The organism is Methylobacterium sp. WL19 (assembly GCF_008040005.1).
GTDB classification, from domain to species: domain Bacteria; phylum Pseudomonadota; class Alphaproteobacteria; order Rhizobiales; family Beijerinckiaceae; genus Methylobacterium; species Methylobacterium bullatum.
The window spans coordinates 1-16,336 of record NZ_VRVC01000112.1 but is presented as its reverse complement, the minus strand read 5'-3'; the positions used below and the strand labels follow the sequence as shown (position 1 = coordinate 16,336).

Annotated in this window: 16 protein-coding genes and 3 pseudogenes; 9 read left to right on the top strand and 10 right to left on the bottom strand. The window is 67.7% G+C overall.

The window, feature by feature from the left end; all coding sequences use genetic code 11:
- Window positions 1-146 (top strand): annotated as a pseudogene (locus tag FV220_RS26200) (S1 family peptidase); the annotation flags it as partial.
- 108 nt (window positions 147-254) lie between these two features.
- The gene (locus FV220_RS19190; RefSeq protein ID WP_056163900.1) at window positions 255-1,118 is read left to right on the top strand and encodes a trypsin-like serine protease; all 864 of its coding nucleotides are present in this window, start codon (window positions 255-257) and stop codon (window positions 1,116-1,118) included.
- A 50-nt stretch (window positions 1,119-1,168) separates the two neighbouring features.
- Here FV220_RS19190 and FV220_RS19185 read toward each other — a convergent pair.
- The 4 genes and pseudogenes from FV220_RS19185 to FV220_RS19170 all read right to left on the bottom strand — a co-directional run.
- Window positions 1,169-1,507: pseudogene (locus FV220_RS19185) on the bottom strand (phage major capsid protein); the annotation flags it as partial.
- Window positions 1,508-2,008: 501 nt separating this feature from the next.
- Window positions 2,009-4,384: a heavy metal translocating P-type ATPase gene (locus FV220_RS19180; protein WP_281406094.1), complete on the bottom strand. Its 2,376-nt coding sequence runs from the start codon at window positions 4,382-4,384 to the stop codon at window positions 2,009-2,011.
- A gap of 32 nt (window positions 4,385-4,416) precedes the next feature.
- Window positions 4,417-4,773: a cytochrome c gene (locus FV220_RS19175; RefSeq protein WP_147832901.1), complete on the bottom strand. Its 357-nt coding sequence runs from the start codon at window positions 4,771-4,773 to the stop codon at window positions 4,417-4,419.
- Between the two features lie 37 nt (window positions 4,774-4,810).
- Window positions 4,811-5,038 (bottom strand): biotin/lipoyl-containing protein, encoded by a 228-nt coding sequence (locus tag FV220_RS19170; RefSeq protein ID WP_147832900.1) that lies wholly within the window; start codon window positions 5,036-5,038, stop codon window positions 4,811-4,813.
- Window positions 5,039-5,246: 208 nt separating this feature from the next.
- Here FV220_RS19170 and FV220_RS19165 point away from each other — a divergent pair, with 208 nt between their 5' ends.
- From FV220_RS19165 to cydB, 3 genes are all read left to right on the top strand, one after another.
- Entirely contained in the window at window positions 5,247-5,552 is a 306-nt protein-coding gene (locus FV220_RS19165) for a hypothetical protein (protein ID WP_238254208.1), read from the top strand.
- A gap of 326 nt (window positions 5,553-5,878) precedes the next feature.
- Entirely contained in the window at window positions 5,879-7,321 is a 1,443-nt protein-coding gene (locus tag FV220_RS19160; protein WP_147832899.1) for a cytochrome ubiquinol oxidase subunit I, read from the top strand.
- Between the two features lie 5 nt (window positions 7,322-7,326).
- Entirely contained in the window at window positions 7,327-8,340 is a 1,014-nt protein-coding gene (gene cydB, locus FV220_RS19155) for a cytochrome d ubiquinol oxidase subunit II (protein WP_147832898.1), read from the top strand.
- Window positions 8,341-9,021: 681 nt separating this feature from the next.
- Here the strand turns inward: cydB and FV220_RS19145 are convergent.
- The 6 genes from FV220_RS19145 to FV220_RS19120 all read right to left on the bottom strand — a co-directional run bounded on the left by FV220_RS19145 (window position 9,022) and on the right by FV220_RS19120 (window position 13,720).
- Window positions 9,022-10,629, bottom strand: coding sequence for an HWE histidine kinase domain-containing protein (locus tag FV220_RS19145; protein ID WP_147832897.1), 1,608 nt, complete (start codon window positions 10,627-10,629; stop codon window positions 9,022-9,024).
- Complete coding sequence (locus FV220_RS19140; protein ID WP_147832896.1) at window positions 10,626-10,814, bottom strand: hypothetical protein; 189 nt, start codon at window positions 10,812-10,814, stop codon at window positions 10,626-10,628. The genes FV220_RS19145 and FV220_RS19140 overlap by 4 nt, the downstream gene beginning before the upstream one ends.
- Window positions 10,815-10,860: 46 nt before the next feature.
- Window positions 10,861-11,106, bottom strand: a complete 246-nt coding sequence (locus tag FV220_RS19135) for a hypothetical protein (RefSeq protein ID WP_147832895.1) — start codon at window positions 11,104-11,106, stop codon at window positions 10,861-10,863.
- A gap of 47 nt (window positions 11,107-11,153) precedes the next feature.
- Window positions 11,154-11,618, bottom strand: coding sequence for a hypothetical protein (locus FV220_RS19130; RefSeq protein WP_147832894.1), 465 nt, complete (start codon window positions 11,616-11,618; stop codon window positions 11,154-11,156).
- A gap of 171 nt (window positions 11,619-11,789) precedes the next feature.
- Window positions 11,790-12,605, bottom strand: coding sequence for a PRC-barrel domain-containing protein (locus FV220_RS19125; RefSeq protein ID WP_187273462.1), 816 nt, complete (start codon window positions 12,603-12,605; stop codon window positions 11,790-11,792).
- 185 nt (window positions 12,606-12,790) lie between these two features.
- Window positions 12,791-13,720: a LysR family transcriptional regulator gene (locus FV220_RS19120; RefSeq protein ID WP_147832892.1), complete on the bottom strand. Its 930-nt coding sequence runs from the start codon at window positions 13,718-13,720 to the stop codon at window positions 12,791-12,793.
- Between the two features lie 161 nt (window positions 13,721-13,881).
- Here FV220_RS19120 and FV220_RS19115 point away from each other — a divergent pair, with 161 nt between their 5' ends.
- The 4 genes and pseudogenes from FV220_RS19115 to FV220_RS19100 all read left to right on the top strand — a co-directional run.
- Complete coding sequence (locus FV220_RS19115) at window positions 13,882-14,454, top strand: OsmC family protein (RefSeq protein WP_147832891.1); 573 nt, start codon at window positions 13,882-13,884, stop codon at window positions 14,452-14,454.
- A 125-nt stretch (window positions 14,455-14,579) separates the two neighbouring features.
- Window positions 14,580-14,810, top strand: a complete 231-nt coding sequence (locus FV220_RS19110) for a hypothetical protein (RefSeq protein WP_147832890.1) — start codon at window positions 14,580-14,582, stop codon at window positions 14,808-14,810.
- Between the two features lie 119 nt (window positions 14,811-14,929).
- On the top strand, window positions 14,930-15,619 hold the full coding sequence (locus FV220_RS19105; protein ID WP_147832903.1) for a cyclic nucleotide-binding domain-containing protein: 690 nt from the start codon (window positions 14,930-14,932) through the stop codon (window positions 15,617-15,619).
- Window positions 15,620-16,233: 614 nt separating this feature from the next.
- Window positions 16,234-16,336: pseudogene (locus FV220_RS19100) on the top strand (IS5/IS1182 family transposase); the annotation flags it as partial.

The window sequence follows — 16,336 nt, the reverse complement described above, 5'->3', positions numbered from 1 at the left end:
GTGCGCCGCCGCTGGCCGTCTCCGCCTGGGTCGGGGGCGGGGCTTGCGGTAGCATCTCGCAAGGCGTCCTGCTGGGGCCGCAGCGCGACTGGATCGACCGCACCCTCGCGGGCTGGGGCCGCTCCGCAGGCTGGTCCGCCCCCTGACGCCGCTCCGCCTCAGCGACGGAACCGGAGCTTGGCCGAGGGATTGCCTTAGGCTAGGCTTCATTTCAGGGACGTCCGGGGCTTTCAGCCGGGCGCGGGAGAGACACGATGTTCGCGACCGCGCTCCGCAGGGCCGTCGTAACGGCGCTGGTCGGGCTGATTCCGGCTCCGGCCTTTGCCGTGATCAACGGCGAAGTCTCCCGTGATCCCAATGGGTTGCGCGCCTCGGTGGTGCGCATCGAGAGCACCCAGGGCGAGATCTGCTCGGGCACGCTCATCGGTCCCGATCTCGTGCTGACCGCCGCGCATTGTGTCATGCACCAGGCCGGCTACAGCGTCGTCGCCGTCGACCGGTCGTTCCGCCAGCGCCGCATCTCCGCCATCGCGGCGTCGATGCACCCCGATTTCGTGCCCGGCACCACGCCGGAGGATCAGCCGGGCATCGACTTGGCCCTCATCAAGCTGTCCGAGCCCCTGGGGGCCGATTTCCAGCCCCTCGATCCGCGTGGCGGCGGGGCCATCGGCACCGGCGAGTCGGTGGACATCGCCGGCTTCGGCGTGGTGGCGGAGAACCGCCGCAACACCGCCCGCACCCTGCGGCAGGCGCATCTGGTCTCCATCGGCTCGCTGCAGGTCGCCAACACGGTCACGGTGGTGACCGACCGGCGCAAGCTCGCCGAGACGGCGGGAGCCGGCGCCTGCCTCGGCGATTCCGGCGGGCCGATCCTGCGCGGCGGTCCGGGCGGCTACCAGATCGTCGGCGTGGTCAGCTGGTCGAGCGGTGCCATGCGCCAGGACAAGCGCGCCCGCACCGCCTGCGGCGGCTTCACGGCGGTGACCCCCACCGGCCAGCATGCCGGCTGGATCACCTCCCGCGCCGCCGAGATGGCGCAGCTCACCGCCAGCGAAGCCCCCGCGAGCTTCCGCCGCTCCAACCGCTCGGACTGGATGGCGCGGCCGGGTCGGCGGTAGGGCGCTGCAAGGGCCGCCCCCAGGCTATTTCGGCCCGGGGGTAGCGAAGTTTACGCGAACTTCAGCAGCTTGATCGCGTCGAAGTCCTGCACGCCGCCGCCGACGCGCTTGGTCGTGTAGAACAGCACGTAGGGCTTGGCCGAGTAGGGATCGCGCAGGACGCGCAGGCCGGCGCGGTCCACCACGAGGTAGCCGCGCTTGAAGTCGCCAAAGGCGATGGACAGGCTGTTGGCCGCCACATCCGGCATCGCCTCGGCCTCGGCCACGGGGAAGCCGAGCAGGGTCGCGATCCTGTCGGCCGAGACCGGCGGCTGCCACAGGTAGTTTCCGTCGGCATCCTTCATCTTGCGGATCGTGCTCTGGACCTTGCGGTTCATCACGAAGCTGGCGTTCTATCGTTACCGAGGAAGAGAGACTCGTTTCCCGGGTAAGTGACTCACTTTACCCGATAGAAGCGGCTCGATTAGCTCTGTGGGCCAATGGCATGTGCTCGGGCCCTTTAAGGGGATCACGATCAGCATGGCGCTGAACCCGGCGATCAATATCACCAACATCACTGCTCTGCCGCGCAAATGGCAGATAATAACCGTACCTAATGATAGCCGACCCAATGATCCGTTTTCGAACACCAAAGTTCCGCGCAGTATCAACCTAAAGTAATGCATGGTCGCCCGTCATCTCTGGGGGGTGACCATGCATCGTATGAAGCAACGGACCCCTCAGCATGGCTCGGCCTCTTTAATGGGGCAGATTGCAAAGAGGTCGTCGTCGTTTGCCGCCGCTTCTCGAAGCGTTGGGACAGCTGTGTCGCCTGCCATGCCCGAAGCGCATCCCCATGGAAGTGGCAGTGATACTCGTGAGAACTTGACCAGCTTCGGGACATGCCTGTCTTACAGGCTCACAGCCCGGGGCCGTAGGGCATTTCCGATCACGCTGACTGAGGAGAGCGACATCGCCGCCGCCGCGATGATTGGGGACAGCAGCAGGCCGAAGGTCGGGTAGAGCACCCCGGCGGCGATGGGTATCCCGGCCGCGTTGTAGGCGAAGGCGAAGAACAGGTTCTGCCGGATGTTGCCCATGACAGCGCGCGACAATCGGCGAGCCCGCACGATGCCCGTCAGGTCTCCCTTGAGCAGCGTGATGCCGGCGCTCTCGATGGCGACGTCGGTGCCGGTGCCCATCGCGATGCCGACATCCGCCGAGGCCAGCGCGGGGGCGTCGTTGACCCCGTCACCTGCCATGGCGACGACCTGGCCCGCAGCCTTGTGGCGCTCGACCACCGCAGCCTTCCGGTCGGGTAGCACGTCGGCCTCGACCTCCTCGATCCCGAGCTGCCGGGCGACGGCCTCGGCGGTGGTGCGGTTGTCCCCGGTCAGCATGACGACGCGAATGCCCTCAGCCTTCAAGCCGGCCAGGGCCTCCGCGGTCGTGGCCTTCACCGGGTCCGCGATGGCGATTACGCCCGCCACCCGCCCATCGATGGCGGCATAGATCGCGGTGGCCCCGTCCCGGCGCAGCCCGTCCGCCACCGCGTCGAGGTCCGCTGTGGCGACGTTCTCCCCGGCGAGGAACTTCGCGTTACCGAGCAGGATGTGGCGGCCCTCGACCGTGCCGAGGGCGCCCTTGCCGGTGGGGGAGATGAACTCCGAGACCGCAGGAATCGTGAAGTTGCGTTTTTGAGCAGCCGCCACGATGGTGACCGCGAGGGGATGCTCACTCGACCGCTCTACGCCGGCCGATAGCCGCAAGATCTCCTCCTCCGAAAACCCGTCCGCAGGGACAATGCGGGTCACGGTCGGCTTGCCCTCGGTCAGGGTGCCGGTCTTATCCACGACCAGGGTCGTGACCTTTTCCATGCGCTCCAGTGCCTCGGCGCTCTTGATAAGGATGCCCATCCCTGCCCCGCTTCCGACGCCGACCATGATCGACATCGGGGTGGCCAGACCGAGGGCACAGGGACAGGCGATGATGAGCACCGAGACCGCCGCCACGAGCGCATAGGTGAACCTTGGCTCCGGTCCGAATGCCATCCAGGCCGCGAAGGCGAGGACCGCCACCCCGATAACGACGGGAACGAACCAGCCCGCTACCTTGTCGGCGAGGCGTTGGATCGGCGCGCGGCTGCGCTGGGCCTCGGTCACCATCTGGACGATGCGGGCCAGCATGGTGTCGCGGCCGACCTTGCGGGCCTCAATGATGAGGGCGCCGGACTGGTTGATGCTTCCGCCGACGACCGTCGCGCCGGCCTCCTTGGTGACCGGCATCGATTCCCCGGTGACGAGGGACTCGTCGACGGAGCTGCGGCCCTCGACCAGGACACCGTCGACCGGCACCTTCTCGCCGGGCCGCACGCGCAGGCGGTCGCCGACCGAGATGTCATCGAGCTCGACCTCGTCCTCCGTCCCATCTTCCCTAAGCCGGCGCGCGGTCTTCGGGGCCAGATCGAGGAGCGCACGCAGCGCCCCCCCGGTGCTCTCGCGAGCCCGAAGCTCCAGGACCTGCCCGAGGAGGACGAGGACCGTGATGACGGCGGCGGCCTCGAAGTACGTCGGGACGGCACCGGCATGGCCGCGCAGGGCCGCTGGAAACAGGCTTGGCAACAGTGTGGCCACCACGGAGTAGCCCCAGGCCACGCCCGTTCCGAGCGCCACCAGCGTGAACATGTTGAGCGAGCGCAGGACGAGGGATTGGTATCCGTGCACGACGAACGGCCAACCCGCCCAGAGCACCACCGGGGTGGCCAGTGCGAACTGGATCCAGTTGGAGTTCCGCTGCCCGATCCACTCCATCAGGCCCGTGAGATGCCCGCCCATCTCGATGACGAAGACCGGTAGCGTCAGGACCAGCGCGACCCAGAACCGCCGGGTCATGTCGACCAGCTCCTCGTTCGGACCGTCGTCCAGGCTCATGGTCGCCGGCTCCAGGGCCATGCCGCAGATCGGACAGGCGCCGGGACCGACTTGATGGACCTCGGGGTGCATCGGACAGGTGTAGTCCGTGCCCGGGGGCATCGGGACCGCCTTCGCCTCTGCCTTGACAGGGTGGAGATAGCGCTGCGGATCGGCCTCGAACTTCGTGCGGCAGCCATTCGAGCAAAAGTCGTACGAATGTCCGTCATGCACCGTCCTGTGCATGGCGGTTCCCGGGTCCACCGCCATGCCACAGACCGGGTCCCTGACCGGGCTGGAGCCATCGTTCACCTCTGGACGCAGACCAGCATGCACGTGGCCTGCATGCGCATCATGCTCGGCGTGAAGCAGGGTCATCTGAGTGATTTTCCGCATGCCTCCCCCGAGGATCAACGACCTTTGGGTTCGGCGGCCTTGAGGCTGAGGATGTAGTCGATGACCGCATCCATCTCGTCCCGGTCCAGCCTCACGCTCGGCATGCTCGGGTGTTGGCTCCAGAGGAAGACGTTGAGCGCCATACCCGTGGTCGACGGCATGGCGGCCACCGCCGTGAAACTCGGGCCGGCGAAGATGCGTGTCCCGGCGCCCTTGCCGATAGCATGGCACTGGCTGCATTGCTGGGTGGCCAGTGTCCAACCCCGAATGCGGTGGTTCTCGACGGGGCCGGCCAGTGCCTGCTGGGCGATGGCAACGGACAGGACGGTGGCGAAACCCAAACCCCATCCGTGGGTCAGCGTCCCGGTCATGCCGTTGTCCTTATGTCGATGGTACCGGAGCGGCGCGTCATCGCGCATTGACCGCGGCGATGATGCAGCCGGGGTCGACCAGGTCGCCTGCGGGCGCCATGATCGACACGTGGCCCTCCGCGGAGCAGACGATGTCGTGCAGCGACTCCCCGATCCGGACAGCCGCCACGGCCTCGCCCTCCCGTACCCTGGCCCCGTCCTCGACGAGCCAGCGTTCCAGCATGCCCGTGGACCAGAGTGCTTCCGAGACGCGAATATCCGGCATGGTTTCCTGACTTTCGGGCACCCCGGCATCGGGCACTCGAAGGCACTTGAGCCCAAATCGTCCAGGCGCGCCTTGATCTGGATCACAGCCGCCCGGCCGGTTCGACGAAAGCCCGACGAGGCAGCCGCCGCATCTACTTGACGCAGGTCAAGGATCTCGGTCGCAGCCGGTGCGATGGCTGGCCCGTATCCCCCAGCGGAAGCGCGGCATGCTCATCGCCATGACGGCCAGCGTCATCCTCGTCGTCACCACGATCCTGGTGCTCTACGAGACCCTGCGCCTGACCTCGGAGCATATCGTAGAGCTGCCGGTTCCACCCCGGGTCCGCATCCTGGGCGTGGTGCTGATGACCTTCGTCGGGCACACGGTCGCGGTGTGGATCTACGCTGGCGCCGACTGGCTCCTGGTGCTCTGGATCGGGGAAGACGCCTTCGCGGGAACGCCCGTCAAGACCTTCCTGGACTGCCTCTATTTCTCGGTCGTCACCTACACGTCGCTGGGCTTCGGCGACTAGGTCCCGACATCCCACACCCGCATGATCGCCGGCGTGGAGGCCCTCAACGGACTCCTGCTGATCGGTTGGTCGGCCTCGTTCACCTACCTGGCGATGGAACGGTACTGGCCGCTTCACGGAGGAAAACCTACGCGGCGAGAGACCTCCATCGTTACGGCTAACAAGGGCGAGGTTGCGAGGGCACGCTTATTCACACGGATGCCGAAGCAATCGCGCGGCCGAGGTGATCCCGGCCGTCCTTGATCCAGCGCAAAGCGCCGGGCGACGGATAGGGGCAGCGTGCCCGGGACCGATCCGGGAGCGTCCCTGGACGCCCGGAGAGCCCGATGCCTTCCCTGACCTTGCCGAGCGCGGTGGACCTCGCACGCACCCAGTTCGCCCTGACCATCGTCTGGCACTTCCTGTTCCCGGCCTTCACCATCGGCCTGGCGAGTTTCCTCGCCGTCCTGGAAGGACGCTGGCTGCTCACCGGCAGGGCCGTCTACCTCGACACCTACCGCTATTGGCTCAAGGTTTTCGCGGTGGCCTTCGCCATGGGCGTCGTGTCGGGACTGGTGATGTCCTACCAGTTCGGCACCAACTGGTCGGTCTTCGCGGATCGCACGGGACCGATCCTGGGGCCGCTCCTCGGCTACGAGGTGCTCACCGCCTTCTTCCTGGAGGCGGGCTTCCTCGGCGTCATGCTCTTCGGGCTGGAGCGCGTCGGCCCGCGCCTGCACTTCACGGCGACCTGCCTCGTCGCCGTCGGCACCTTGATGTCGGCTTTCTGGATTCTCTCAGCTAACTCCTGGATGCACACCCTCACCGGCCACACGATGGGAGCGGACGGTCGGTTCGCCCCCGCCGACTGGTGGGCCATCGTCTTCAATCCGTCCTTTCCCTACCGGTTCGCCCATACGGTGACCGGCGCCTACCTGACGACTGCAATGATCGTGGGTGCGGTCGGTGCCTTGCACCTCCTGCGCGACGGCAAGAACTCCCGCGCCCGGGTGATGTTCTCCATGGCCATGTGGATGGCCGCCATCGTCGCCCCAGCGCAGCTGGTCATCGGCGACCTGCACGGCGCCAACACCTACGAGCACCAGCCCGCCAAGGTCGCGGCGATGGAGGGGCATTTCGAGACCCAAAGTCGGGCCCCCGCCCTGGTGTTCGGATGGCCCGACGACGAGGCCGGGGAGACGCGTGGCGCCCTCGGCATCCCGGGACTGGCCAGCCTCTACCTCACGCATGACCTGAACGGCACCGTGAAGGGGCTCAAGGACATGCCCCGCTCGACCTGGCCGACCAACCTCCCGCTGGTGTTCTGGTCGTTTCGGATCATGGTCGGGCTCGGCATGCTCATGATCGCCCTCGGCCTCGCCTCCCTTTGGCTGCGGTGGAAGGGCCGGCTCTACGACGCCACCTGGTTCCAGCGCTTCGCGGTCGCCATGGGACCGTCCGGCCTCATCGCCGTCACCGCCGGCTGGACCGTCACCGAGACCGGCCGACAGCCCTTCACGGTCTACGGCCTGCTGCGCACCGCCGACAGCGTCTCGCCGGTCGCCGCCCCTGCAGTCGCGGCTTCGCTCGCCGCCTTCGCGGTGGTCTACCTCGTCGTGTTCGGGGCGGGCATCTGGTACCTGCTCTACCTCTTCAACCAGACCCCGCACGTCCATGAATCGGGACCGCCAACCGGCGTGCCGGTCCGCACCGCCGGCATTACCCCGGCGCCGGCGCTCGACACGCCGCACCACGGCGCCAGCCGTCCCGCCTTCCAGCCCGCGGAGTAGTCCCCATGGACATCGATCTCACCCTCGTCTGGGCCCTCCTCATCGCCACCGCCGTCTTCCTCTACGTCGTCATGGACGGCTTCGACCTCGGGATCGGCATCCTGTTCCCGGCCATCCGCGATAAGGCCGACCGGGACGTGATGGTGAACACCGTCGCCCCGGTCTGGGACGGCAACGAGACCTGGCTCATCCTCGGCGGCGGCGGCCTGTTCGCGGTGTTCCCCCTGACCTACGCCACGTTGCTGCCGGCCCTCTACATCCCGCTCACCCTGATGCTGCTCGCCCTGGTGTTCCGCGGCGTCGCGTTCGAGATGCGTTTCCGGACTGCGACCCAATTGTCCCAGACGGCCTGGGACAGCGCCTTCTCAGCTGGAAGTTTCGTCGCCGCCTTCTGCCAGGGGATCTGCCTTGGTGCCCTAGTGCAGGGGGTCAGGGTCGAGGGGCGGTCCTATGCCGGTGGATGGTGGGATTGGCTGTCGCCGTTCTCCATCCTCACCGGCCTCGCCCTGGTGGCGGGCTACGGGCTGCTGGGAACCTGCTGGCTGATCTGGAAGACCGAGGGCGAACTCCAGCTTCGGGCCTACCGCCTCGCGCGGGGATTCGGGGTGGCGACCCTCGTCGCCATCGCCGTCGTGTCTCTGGCGATGCCGCTTCTGAGCCCCGCCTTCCGGGGTCGTTGGCTGACCTGGCCGGCCATGGCTTTCGTCACCCCGGTCCCGGTCTTGGTCGGCCTTCTCGGCTGGCGCCTGCGCAACGCGCTCGACCGGCGCGAGGAGGTCATGCCCTTCCTCTGCGGGCTCGGCCTGTTCCTGCTGTCCTATGTCGGACTCGGCATCAGCCTGTTCCCGATGATCGTGCCGCCCTCAGTGACGATCTGGGATGCCGCCACTCACCCGAGCAGCCAACGCTTCCTCCTCGTTGGGACGGTCGTGCTGCTGCCGATGATCCTCGGCTACACGGCCTACGTCTACTGGCTGTTCCGCGGCAAGGTCACCGCCGGCGCGCCGGGCTACCATTGAGGACAGCGCCATAACCATTCCGATCCCGATCCGTCGCCTCGTCTGGTTCGTAACGCTATGGGGCGGCGGCATCGCCTTCCTTACGGCTGTCGCCCTGCCGCTGCGCTGGCTGCTCAAGGTCGTCTGACCGACATCGCGTGGTCGGGGACCTTTGCGCCGACCATCGAGGCCTCGATGGCGCGGGAAGCGAACCAGCGGTGGATGCTGTCCCCCCGAAGCGTCCAAGATCGGTAGTGACCGATTGTATGAACCATTCTCACCCACGCCTTTCAGGCTCGCATCAAGATACGGTTCTGACGTATATCAAGGTGGTGGGCGATGAAGCGGCCGAACGGCACTTGAGCCTTGCTACGACGCCGACGCGCGAACGTCTCATAGACACGTTCCAGGGCAAGAACCCGTTCAGCGGGTGTGGAGCAAGACGCCTCAAGAGCGTTGATCGCAGTCTCAACCCTCGAAATTACTGTGGTGTCGGTGATCTCAGACGCGGCATCGATCTCGCGGACGCAGATGCAGACTGGTGTCATTTGCACGGTATCGCACATATCTACGGCATCGCGGAAGGTATGCGCTCGAAAGCAGCTTCGGCAGCGGGGTACCAAGCGTCAGATTTCCTCCACTAGGGAGGGCGGAAGGGGTCGAACGGCGGGCCCTCGATCAGGCCGTCAGGCCGTCAGGCCGTCAGGCCGGCGACCGGGACTGGTCCGGGCGACGGATATCGGGCATGCGGGCCTCGGCGATGAAGACGACGCCGTCGGGCCGGTAGTCGATCTCCGCCCGGCCCTGGAGTTCGTCGGCCAAGGCCCGCTCGATCATGCGCGAGCCGAAGCCGCGCCGGGTCGGCGGGCACACCGGCGGCCCCTCGGACTCCCGCCAGGTCAGGCGCAGCGTCTCGGGCCGCAAGCCGTCGATGATGTCCCAATCGAGCAGGATGCGACCGACCTCGCTGGTCAGCGCGCCGTACTTCACGGCGTTTGTCGCGAGTTCATGGAAGGCCATGGAAAAGGCCAGGGCGAGCCTCGGGGTCAGCATCACCTCCGGCCCGCGGATCGTGATGCGGCGGTCGCCCTCGGTCCGGAATGGCGCCAGGGCTGTCGCCGCCACGGCGGCCAGCGTCGCGCCATCCCAACTCTCGCGCGTGAGCACGTCGGTCGCCGCGGCCAGGGAATGGATGCGGCCCTGGATGACGTCGCGGGTCTCCTGCGGCGACATGTTCGCCCGCAGGGTCTGGGCGACGATGGACTGGACGGTCGCCAAGGTGTTCTTGACGCGGTGGTTGAGCTCGTTGGCGAGCAGCGCGCGATGCGCTTCCGCATGCTTGCGCTCGGTGACGTCGAGGGCGATGCCGGCCAGCCGCGATGGCGCCCCGTCGGCCCCGTAGAACGGCTGCCCGCGGATCTTGAGCCACCGCACCTCGCCGGTTGGCTTCACGATCCGGTACTCGACATCGTAGTCGCCGTGCCCAGCGATGCACTCCGCGACGGCCACGTCCCGCCGGGCACGGTCGTCCGGGTGGATGAGGGTCTCGTACTCGGCTCGGCTCAGCGGGTCCCCGGGATCTCGACCGAGGGCGAGCTTGAAGGTCTCCGACGCGACGAAGCGCATGTCGGCGAGGTCCAGGCTCCACGAACCGAGCCGCCCGGCCTGGAGTACGAACCGCAGGCGCTCCTCGCTCCGGGACAGGTCACGGGTCCGACGCTCGACCTCGCGCTCCAACGCCTCGCGGTCTGTCTCCAGACGGGTCAGGCGGGCTTTCTCGGAGGTGACGTCAACCTGGGAGGCGACGAAGTAGGTCAGCGCATCGCCTTCGAACACCGGGGACAGATAGATCCGGTTCCAGAACAGGCTTCCGTCCTTGCGGCGGTTGAGGAGTTGGGCCTCGACCGGGACGCGCCCTTCGATGGCCTCGCGCAGGCGTCCGATCTCGACGGGGTCCGTATCCGCCTCTTGGAGGAATCGGCAGTTGCGCCCGAGGATCTCGTCGCGCCCGTAGCCGGTCAGGGTGCAGAAGGCATCGTTGGCGAAGACGATGGGGTTGTCGTCCTGCAGCGGGTCGGTGATCACCATCGCCATCTGTGACGCGCGCACCACCGCGGCGAACGGGTCGGTGCCATCGACAGTCCGGGCTATCTCCCTGACGATCCGGTCGTGCTCCCGATGCACCCCAAGCCCTTGGATGCCGAGCGATGTCTCGATGGCATGCGCGCAGGATGCCTCGTACTCGCACGTCGCCGGCGGTCCCCTCGCCAGGGCAACGCCGGGGGGCGGGATCTTCGTATCGGCGGTCATCCGATCTCCGGCGGTGAACCGGACGGGACGCCGAGCGGCTCGTTGGACGGAGGCATCTCCTCCGGGCCGTAGTCGGGCACACCACGCGGCTCGGGCAGCGGGCTGTGGTCGGGCTGCGGGGGATGGGCCGGCGACTGGTCGGGAAACGTCGGGTTCGGCCGGTCTGGGAAATTCGGGTTCGCCATGAGGATTCCTCGTCTCTGGTGGCAGGGAAACCGACGCGCGCAAGCGTCAGCCCATGAAATGCCAGGCCGCCTCGGACCTCGTCCGCTCGTCGGAGACGACGCCATCGGGGCGAAGCCCGACCTCGTCGATCCGGGCCTTCTCGGAGTGGTCGAGGGCGAGGTCCCGCTCCTTCGCGGCTGCGGCGTGCTCGCCTTTTTCGAGATGCCTGGCCGAATGCCGGTAGTGGGCCGCGGCCCGGTCATGCTGGTGCGCGGCTTCCTCGCAGGCGCGGGACATCTTGCTCATTGCCATCGTCGTTCTCCCTTGAGGTGGCGTTTGGAAGCCGCGTCCGGCCGTCGTCAGCCGCGAACCTGGCTCTGAGCCATGTCGCGGTCCCAGGTGGTCCTGGCGGCCTCGCGGGCGGCACGGGCGGCGTTCGCGGTGGCCGTTGCCGCCCGAACGATGGATGCCCGCGCCGCGGATGCCGCCCGACGCATCGCCGCCATGTTGGAACTGATCGAGGCCGCCATGGCATCCTTCGACTTCCGCACCGCCGCCTGCGTCGCCTCGACCGACTTCCGCGCGGAATCGGCGGCCTTGTGCATCGAGGCGTTCGCCGACACCCCCGCCGCCCTGTTGGCCTCCGCGATCTTGGTCTTGGCACGCGTAGCCGCGTCCGCCGCCTCGGTGACGAGCTTCCCGATCATGTCGGCGGATTGCTTCGGGGCGTCCCTCACCGCCGCCTTCGAGGCCTGCAGCGCGAGCCGGGCCGCCTCGCGGGCCGCATCGGCTGCCTCGTTCGCCTCGCGGCCGGCCTCGCGCATCGTCGCCGCGGCATCCGCGGGGGGGGGGCATTGGCGCCCGCGCCTGGACCGTGGTCATCATCGCAAGGGCGAGGAAGGTCGCCGTGAGTGTCGTCATCTTACACATGGTGAAAATCCAATCTTGGGTCCGGGGGATGGGGGCAGCAATCGTCGGCCGGCCGATACGCGGGCTCAGTCCGTCCGCGGGGTCCTGGCGGCGGCGCTCCAATAAGCGTCCGCCTTCGCCGTCTGCCGGGCGAACGGCTCCGCCCTCACGAACCTGCCCTCGACGATGCGGGGGGCCTGGTCCATGGCGTCCTTGGTCGTGTCGAGGACGAGGATATTCAGGTTCGGCGAGACCTTGAACTGGTCCCACGGCACCGCGACGTGGCGTTCGCCGAGACCGAAGACGCCACCGCGGGCGATGACGAGGTAGGCGATCTTGCCGCCCTCGGCCCCCATGACGATGTCGTCGACGCTGCCGAGCGCGACGTTGCCGGGGGTTCGCACCTCGCTCCCGAGCAGGTCGTCCGACCGGAAGGCGGCGACCCGCGTCATGACCGGCTGCGCTAGCGAAAGCTCCTGCTTGCGGAAGCCCAGCGCGTTCGCGACCCGGAGGTCACGGCCCTGCATGTCGGTCTTGTACGCCTCGTAGCTCGACCGGATCTGGACGAGCACGTCCTCGCACGGCTGCTGCCTGCCGTGGCGCGCCAGGATGTCGGCGGCCGAGAGGAGCACCCGGACCTCGTATCCGGGCCGGGCGTTCGCGTACCCCACCATCGCGGACGCGGCCCCCATGGCCATGCCGGCGTTCCCGGTCATGCCGCCGAACCAGTAGCCGCCGAGGGGATAGCCGTAGCCGTAGCCGGACCCGCCCAGCCAGTAGCCGTCCTTCTCCATCTGCGCGTCGAAGGCCTTGAGGTGGTCGAGGCAGACCTGGGCCGGCCTGGCCTCCGTCTCGGCCATGGGTCCAGCCTTCGGCTCCTCGGCGGCGCGGAGCGGGGCCATCAAGAAGAGCGTAAGGACCGCCCCGAGGGCGACGGATCTGGCTGGTCGTTGCATGGTCGTGTTCCGGGATGTCGGGCGATCAAAGACTGTTCGCCCCGTCCATTCCTCCCGGTTTGACCCGTCGGCCCCCTCAATGCTTTGTCCTGGATCAAGGCCGGTCCACGTTGGTCAGTGGAAGCGGGCCATCAGGTGCCGACGTCGCGTACCTCCTCGTCGTTCGCGCCGGGGGGCTGCAGCAGGTGTTCGAGCGCCTGGATACTCTCCGTGATGTGCGTGAGCACCGTCCGTATCCTCGGGGTGTCGCGGTTGTCCTTGTGGACCAGCAGGAGGACGTCGGCGCTGGGCGGTTCCGTCGGCACGTCCATCCGGACGAGCCGGGGTTCCTCGTCGCCGCGGAACCGGGCGAGGCAGGCCAGCCCCCCGCCGTTGGCGGCCGCCAGCACGGCGGCCTCGTGGCTGCTGGTCTGCAGGACGACGCGCGACCGTGAGGCCATCTCGGTCAGCCAGGCCGACTGCGTCATCTCCTGGCTGTCCTCCATCTGGGTGATCAGGTGATGGTCCGGGCAGCCGTCGTCGAAGTTCAGGTCGCCGCGCTCCTTGATGTAGTCCGACGTGGCGTAGAGGCCGAAGGCGATGCCGCCGATGCGCCGCACCACGAGGTCGTTCTGCTCGGGCTGCCGCATGCGGACCGAGATGTCCGCCTCGCGCATCGCCAGGCTGAGTTCCCGCGGGTTGGGAATGAGCTCGATCATGATGTCCGGGTGCCGGGAATGCAGGCCGGCAAAGCTCGGGGCGAGGAGGTGCGCGGCCATCGTCTCGGCACAAGTTACCCGAACCAGCCCCCGCAGGTGGCTGTCGCGGCCGGTGACGTCCCGCTCCAGCGCGAGGGCCTCGGTCTCCAGGCTCTCGGCCTTCCGCCGAACCTCCTCGCCTGCAAGCGTTGGCACGTAGCCTTCCGGGGTGCGGTTGAGCAGGCGCACGGCAAGCGTCGCCTCCAACGAGTTGAGGCGCCGCCCGACGGTCGATTGGGAGACGTGGAGCACCTTGGCGGCCGCCGAGAGGCTGCCGTGTCGCGATAAGGCCAGGAAAAATCTCAGATCATCCCAGTCCAGCATCCGGCATACCTCGTCAATTCCGCAGTCCTCGTCGTCATATTTGGTTGCCGCCGGGAACGCCGAAGAGCCTAAACTAGAAATCGTGCATCACCTATTCGGGAAATTACGCCGGATAATTAGGGCGGATAATCTCGCCAGCAAAACAAACGACGGAAATATTCATGGTCAAGCCACCACCGACTCCCGATATCCCACCGTCCCTGGGGGGCAAACGCGCGCTCGATTTCGTCGTCGCGCAGGCCAAGGCCGACCCGAGCGCCGTGCGCACCCTGCGCTGCCGCACGGTGGCGCAGGGTCGGCTGAGCCAGCTCAACTACATCCGGGACCTGCCGCCGCAGCCGGTGATGGAGGACGAGCCCGAGGGCATCCTCGGCGAGGCGGCGGCGCCCAACGCCTCCGAGGCCCTGCTCGCCGCCCTGGGGTCGTGCCTCTCCATCGGCATCCACGCCAATGCCCTGGCCCGGGGCATCCCGATCCGCTCTCTGGAGCTCAGCGTCGAGGCCGACATCAACATGACCTCCGTATGGGGCGCCGGCGACCTCCATCCGAAGACCATCGGGTTCGAGAGCATCCGCGTCGCGGTGTCCATCGACGCCGATGCGTCCCGGAAGGTGCTGGCGGCGATGATCAAGCACACGGTCCTGTGGTCGCCGGTGGCGAACACCCTTCACAACCCGGTCCATCTGGACGTGGGCCTGACCCCTGCGACACCTGCCGTCCCCGCTGCGGCGTAAACCGGAGGAAAGACTTGCGCGATTTCGCGTCCCTGGTCCTCAATTCTGAAACAGTGCTTTAAGGTCGCTGCCGCGTTACCCCCGTAGATGAAGCCTGGACTGCAAATACTCAGGATAGGGTCTGGATGTTCGAAGCCGATGCCTTTTCCGTACTGGCCAGAGCGGTCGTCGGCGCCGGCGGGCGAACGGCGGATGGCCAAGCATGGGACGATGCCACGGTCGGCCTGGCGGCGGGTGTCCTGCAACGCGCCTTCCGGCTCGACGTGGATGCACGGGACGCCTTCCTTGAACTCGCCCGCAGGGAGGAACGGCTCCTGGCGACTGAACGCTGGCGGGGTTGCCGCGGCGACGCGTGATGCCATGAGGCGGTGATTGACAGGCCCACCGTGAGAGGCCGTCCCCAAGCGGAAGGACAGATTCCATGTCGATCCATTCCCTACCCATCGTTTCGACGGCCAGGCCACCCGTACCGGTCATGCCGTCCTTCGTGGGGGACGGTTTCAACCGGGTCCGTCTCGTCAGCCTGTCGACCGCCCTGCCGTTGGCGGAGCGCGACACGCTGGAACCCCTGAGCCGGCGGGTGTCGCTCGACCAGAAGGAGACGCTGTTCAGCCAGGACGAGCCCGCCTGCTCGGTCTTCATCGTCACGTCCGGCGCGTTGCGCCTCTATCGCATCCTGCCCGACGGACGCAGGCAGGTCACCGGCTTCGCCTTCCCGGGGGATTTCCTGGGGCTGTCGATGCTCGACCGTTTCGCGGTGTCGGCGGACGCCCTCGGCCCTGTCACCGCCTGCCGGTTCGAGCGGCTGGCGTTCAGAAACCTGGTCTTCGGACAGCCGGGCCTGATGATGCACCTGCACGAGATCACCGGACAGGAACTGTCGCGGGCCAAGGACATGATGATGCTGCTCGGGCGGCGCACCGCGGATGAGAGGATCGCCTCCTTCCTGACCGGGTTGCAGGACCGCTACGTCCGGATCGGCCGGTCCTCGGTCACCCTCGAACTGCCCATGGGCCGCCTCGACATCGCCGACCATCTCGGCCTGACCATCGAGACGGTGAGCCGGACCCTGTCGCGCCTCGACCGGGATGGCTGCATCCTGATCGTGCCGGGCGGGGTCCGCCTTATCGACCAAGCCCGCCTCGACCGGATGTCGGCCCACTGAGGTTCGGGGCTGCAGGGTACCGGTACACCTCCCGGCCCCGGTCCATGATGGCGACCGCCACAGCGACGGCGCCCCCGGTCACCCTTGCCGCGCCGGACCAAGCCCGCGCTTCCTGCCGTGCCGGCCGCAGCGCGGAGGAATCGAGGAAGTAGGCAGGCTCACCGGCCCGCCGCTTGGGGTCCGGCCCGCCGTACAGAAGCTGCGTCGAGAACGTCACGACAGAACCCCTCAACGCGACGGCGGACGGACGGGCGCCTGATGTCCCGCCACCGGGATTTCTCGCCGTATCCGCCGCGTCCCTTCATGCTCCCCGTCGCGGCCGGCTCCTGTGGCCTGATCTCGCTCGGCACGACATCCCGGGACAGTGGCATGTTCGGTCCGTTGGAACGGGCCTGGCGGCCGAGGTCGGAGGCCGCGTGGGCGGTCATCGCGGCCCCGAAGGTCCCGAGCACCGCGAGCGTCGTCATCAGTCGTGTCATCCGGATCTTCCCTTCGTAGGCGAGGCGAACGACCGGGCCTCGATACGCATGGGCCAGGTTCGAGGTGGAGCATGCCCCGCGTCTAAGAGCGCCTAACAGAACGGCACCGAACGTTGCTTTCAGCGTTGGTTTGGCATGGCCAGACCGCTTCTCCCCGATGATCTCTGGGATGAGATCGCTCCGCTCCTCCCGCCGCCTCGGCCGCGTCCGAAGGGCGGGCGTCGTCCGATCGAGAACC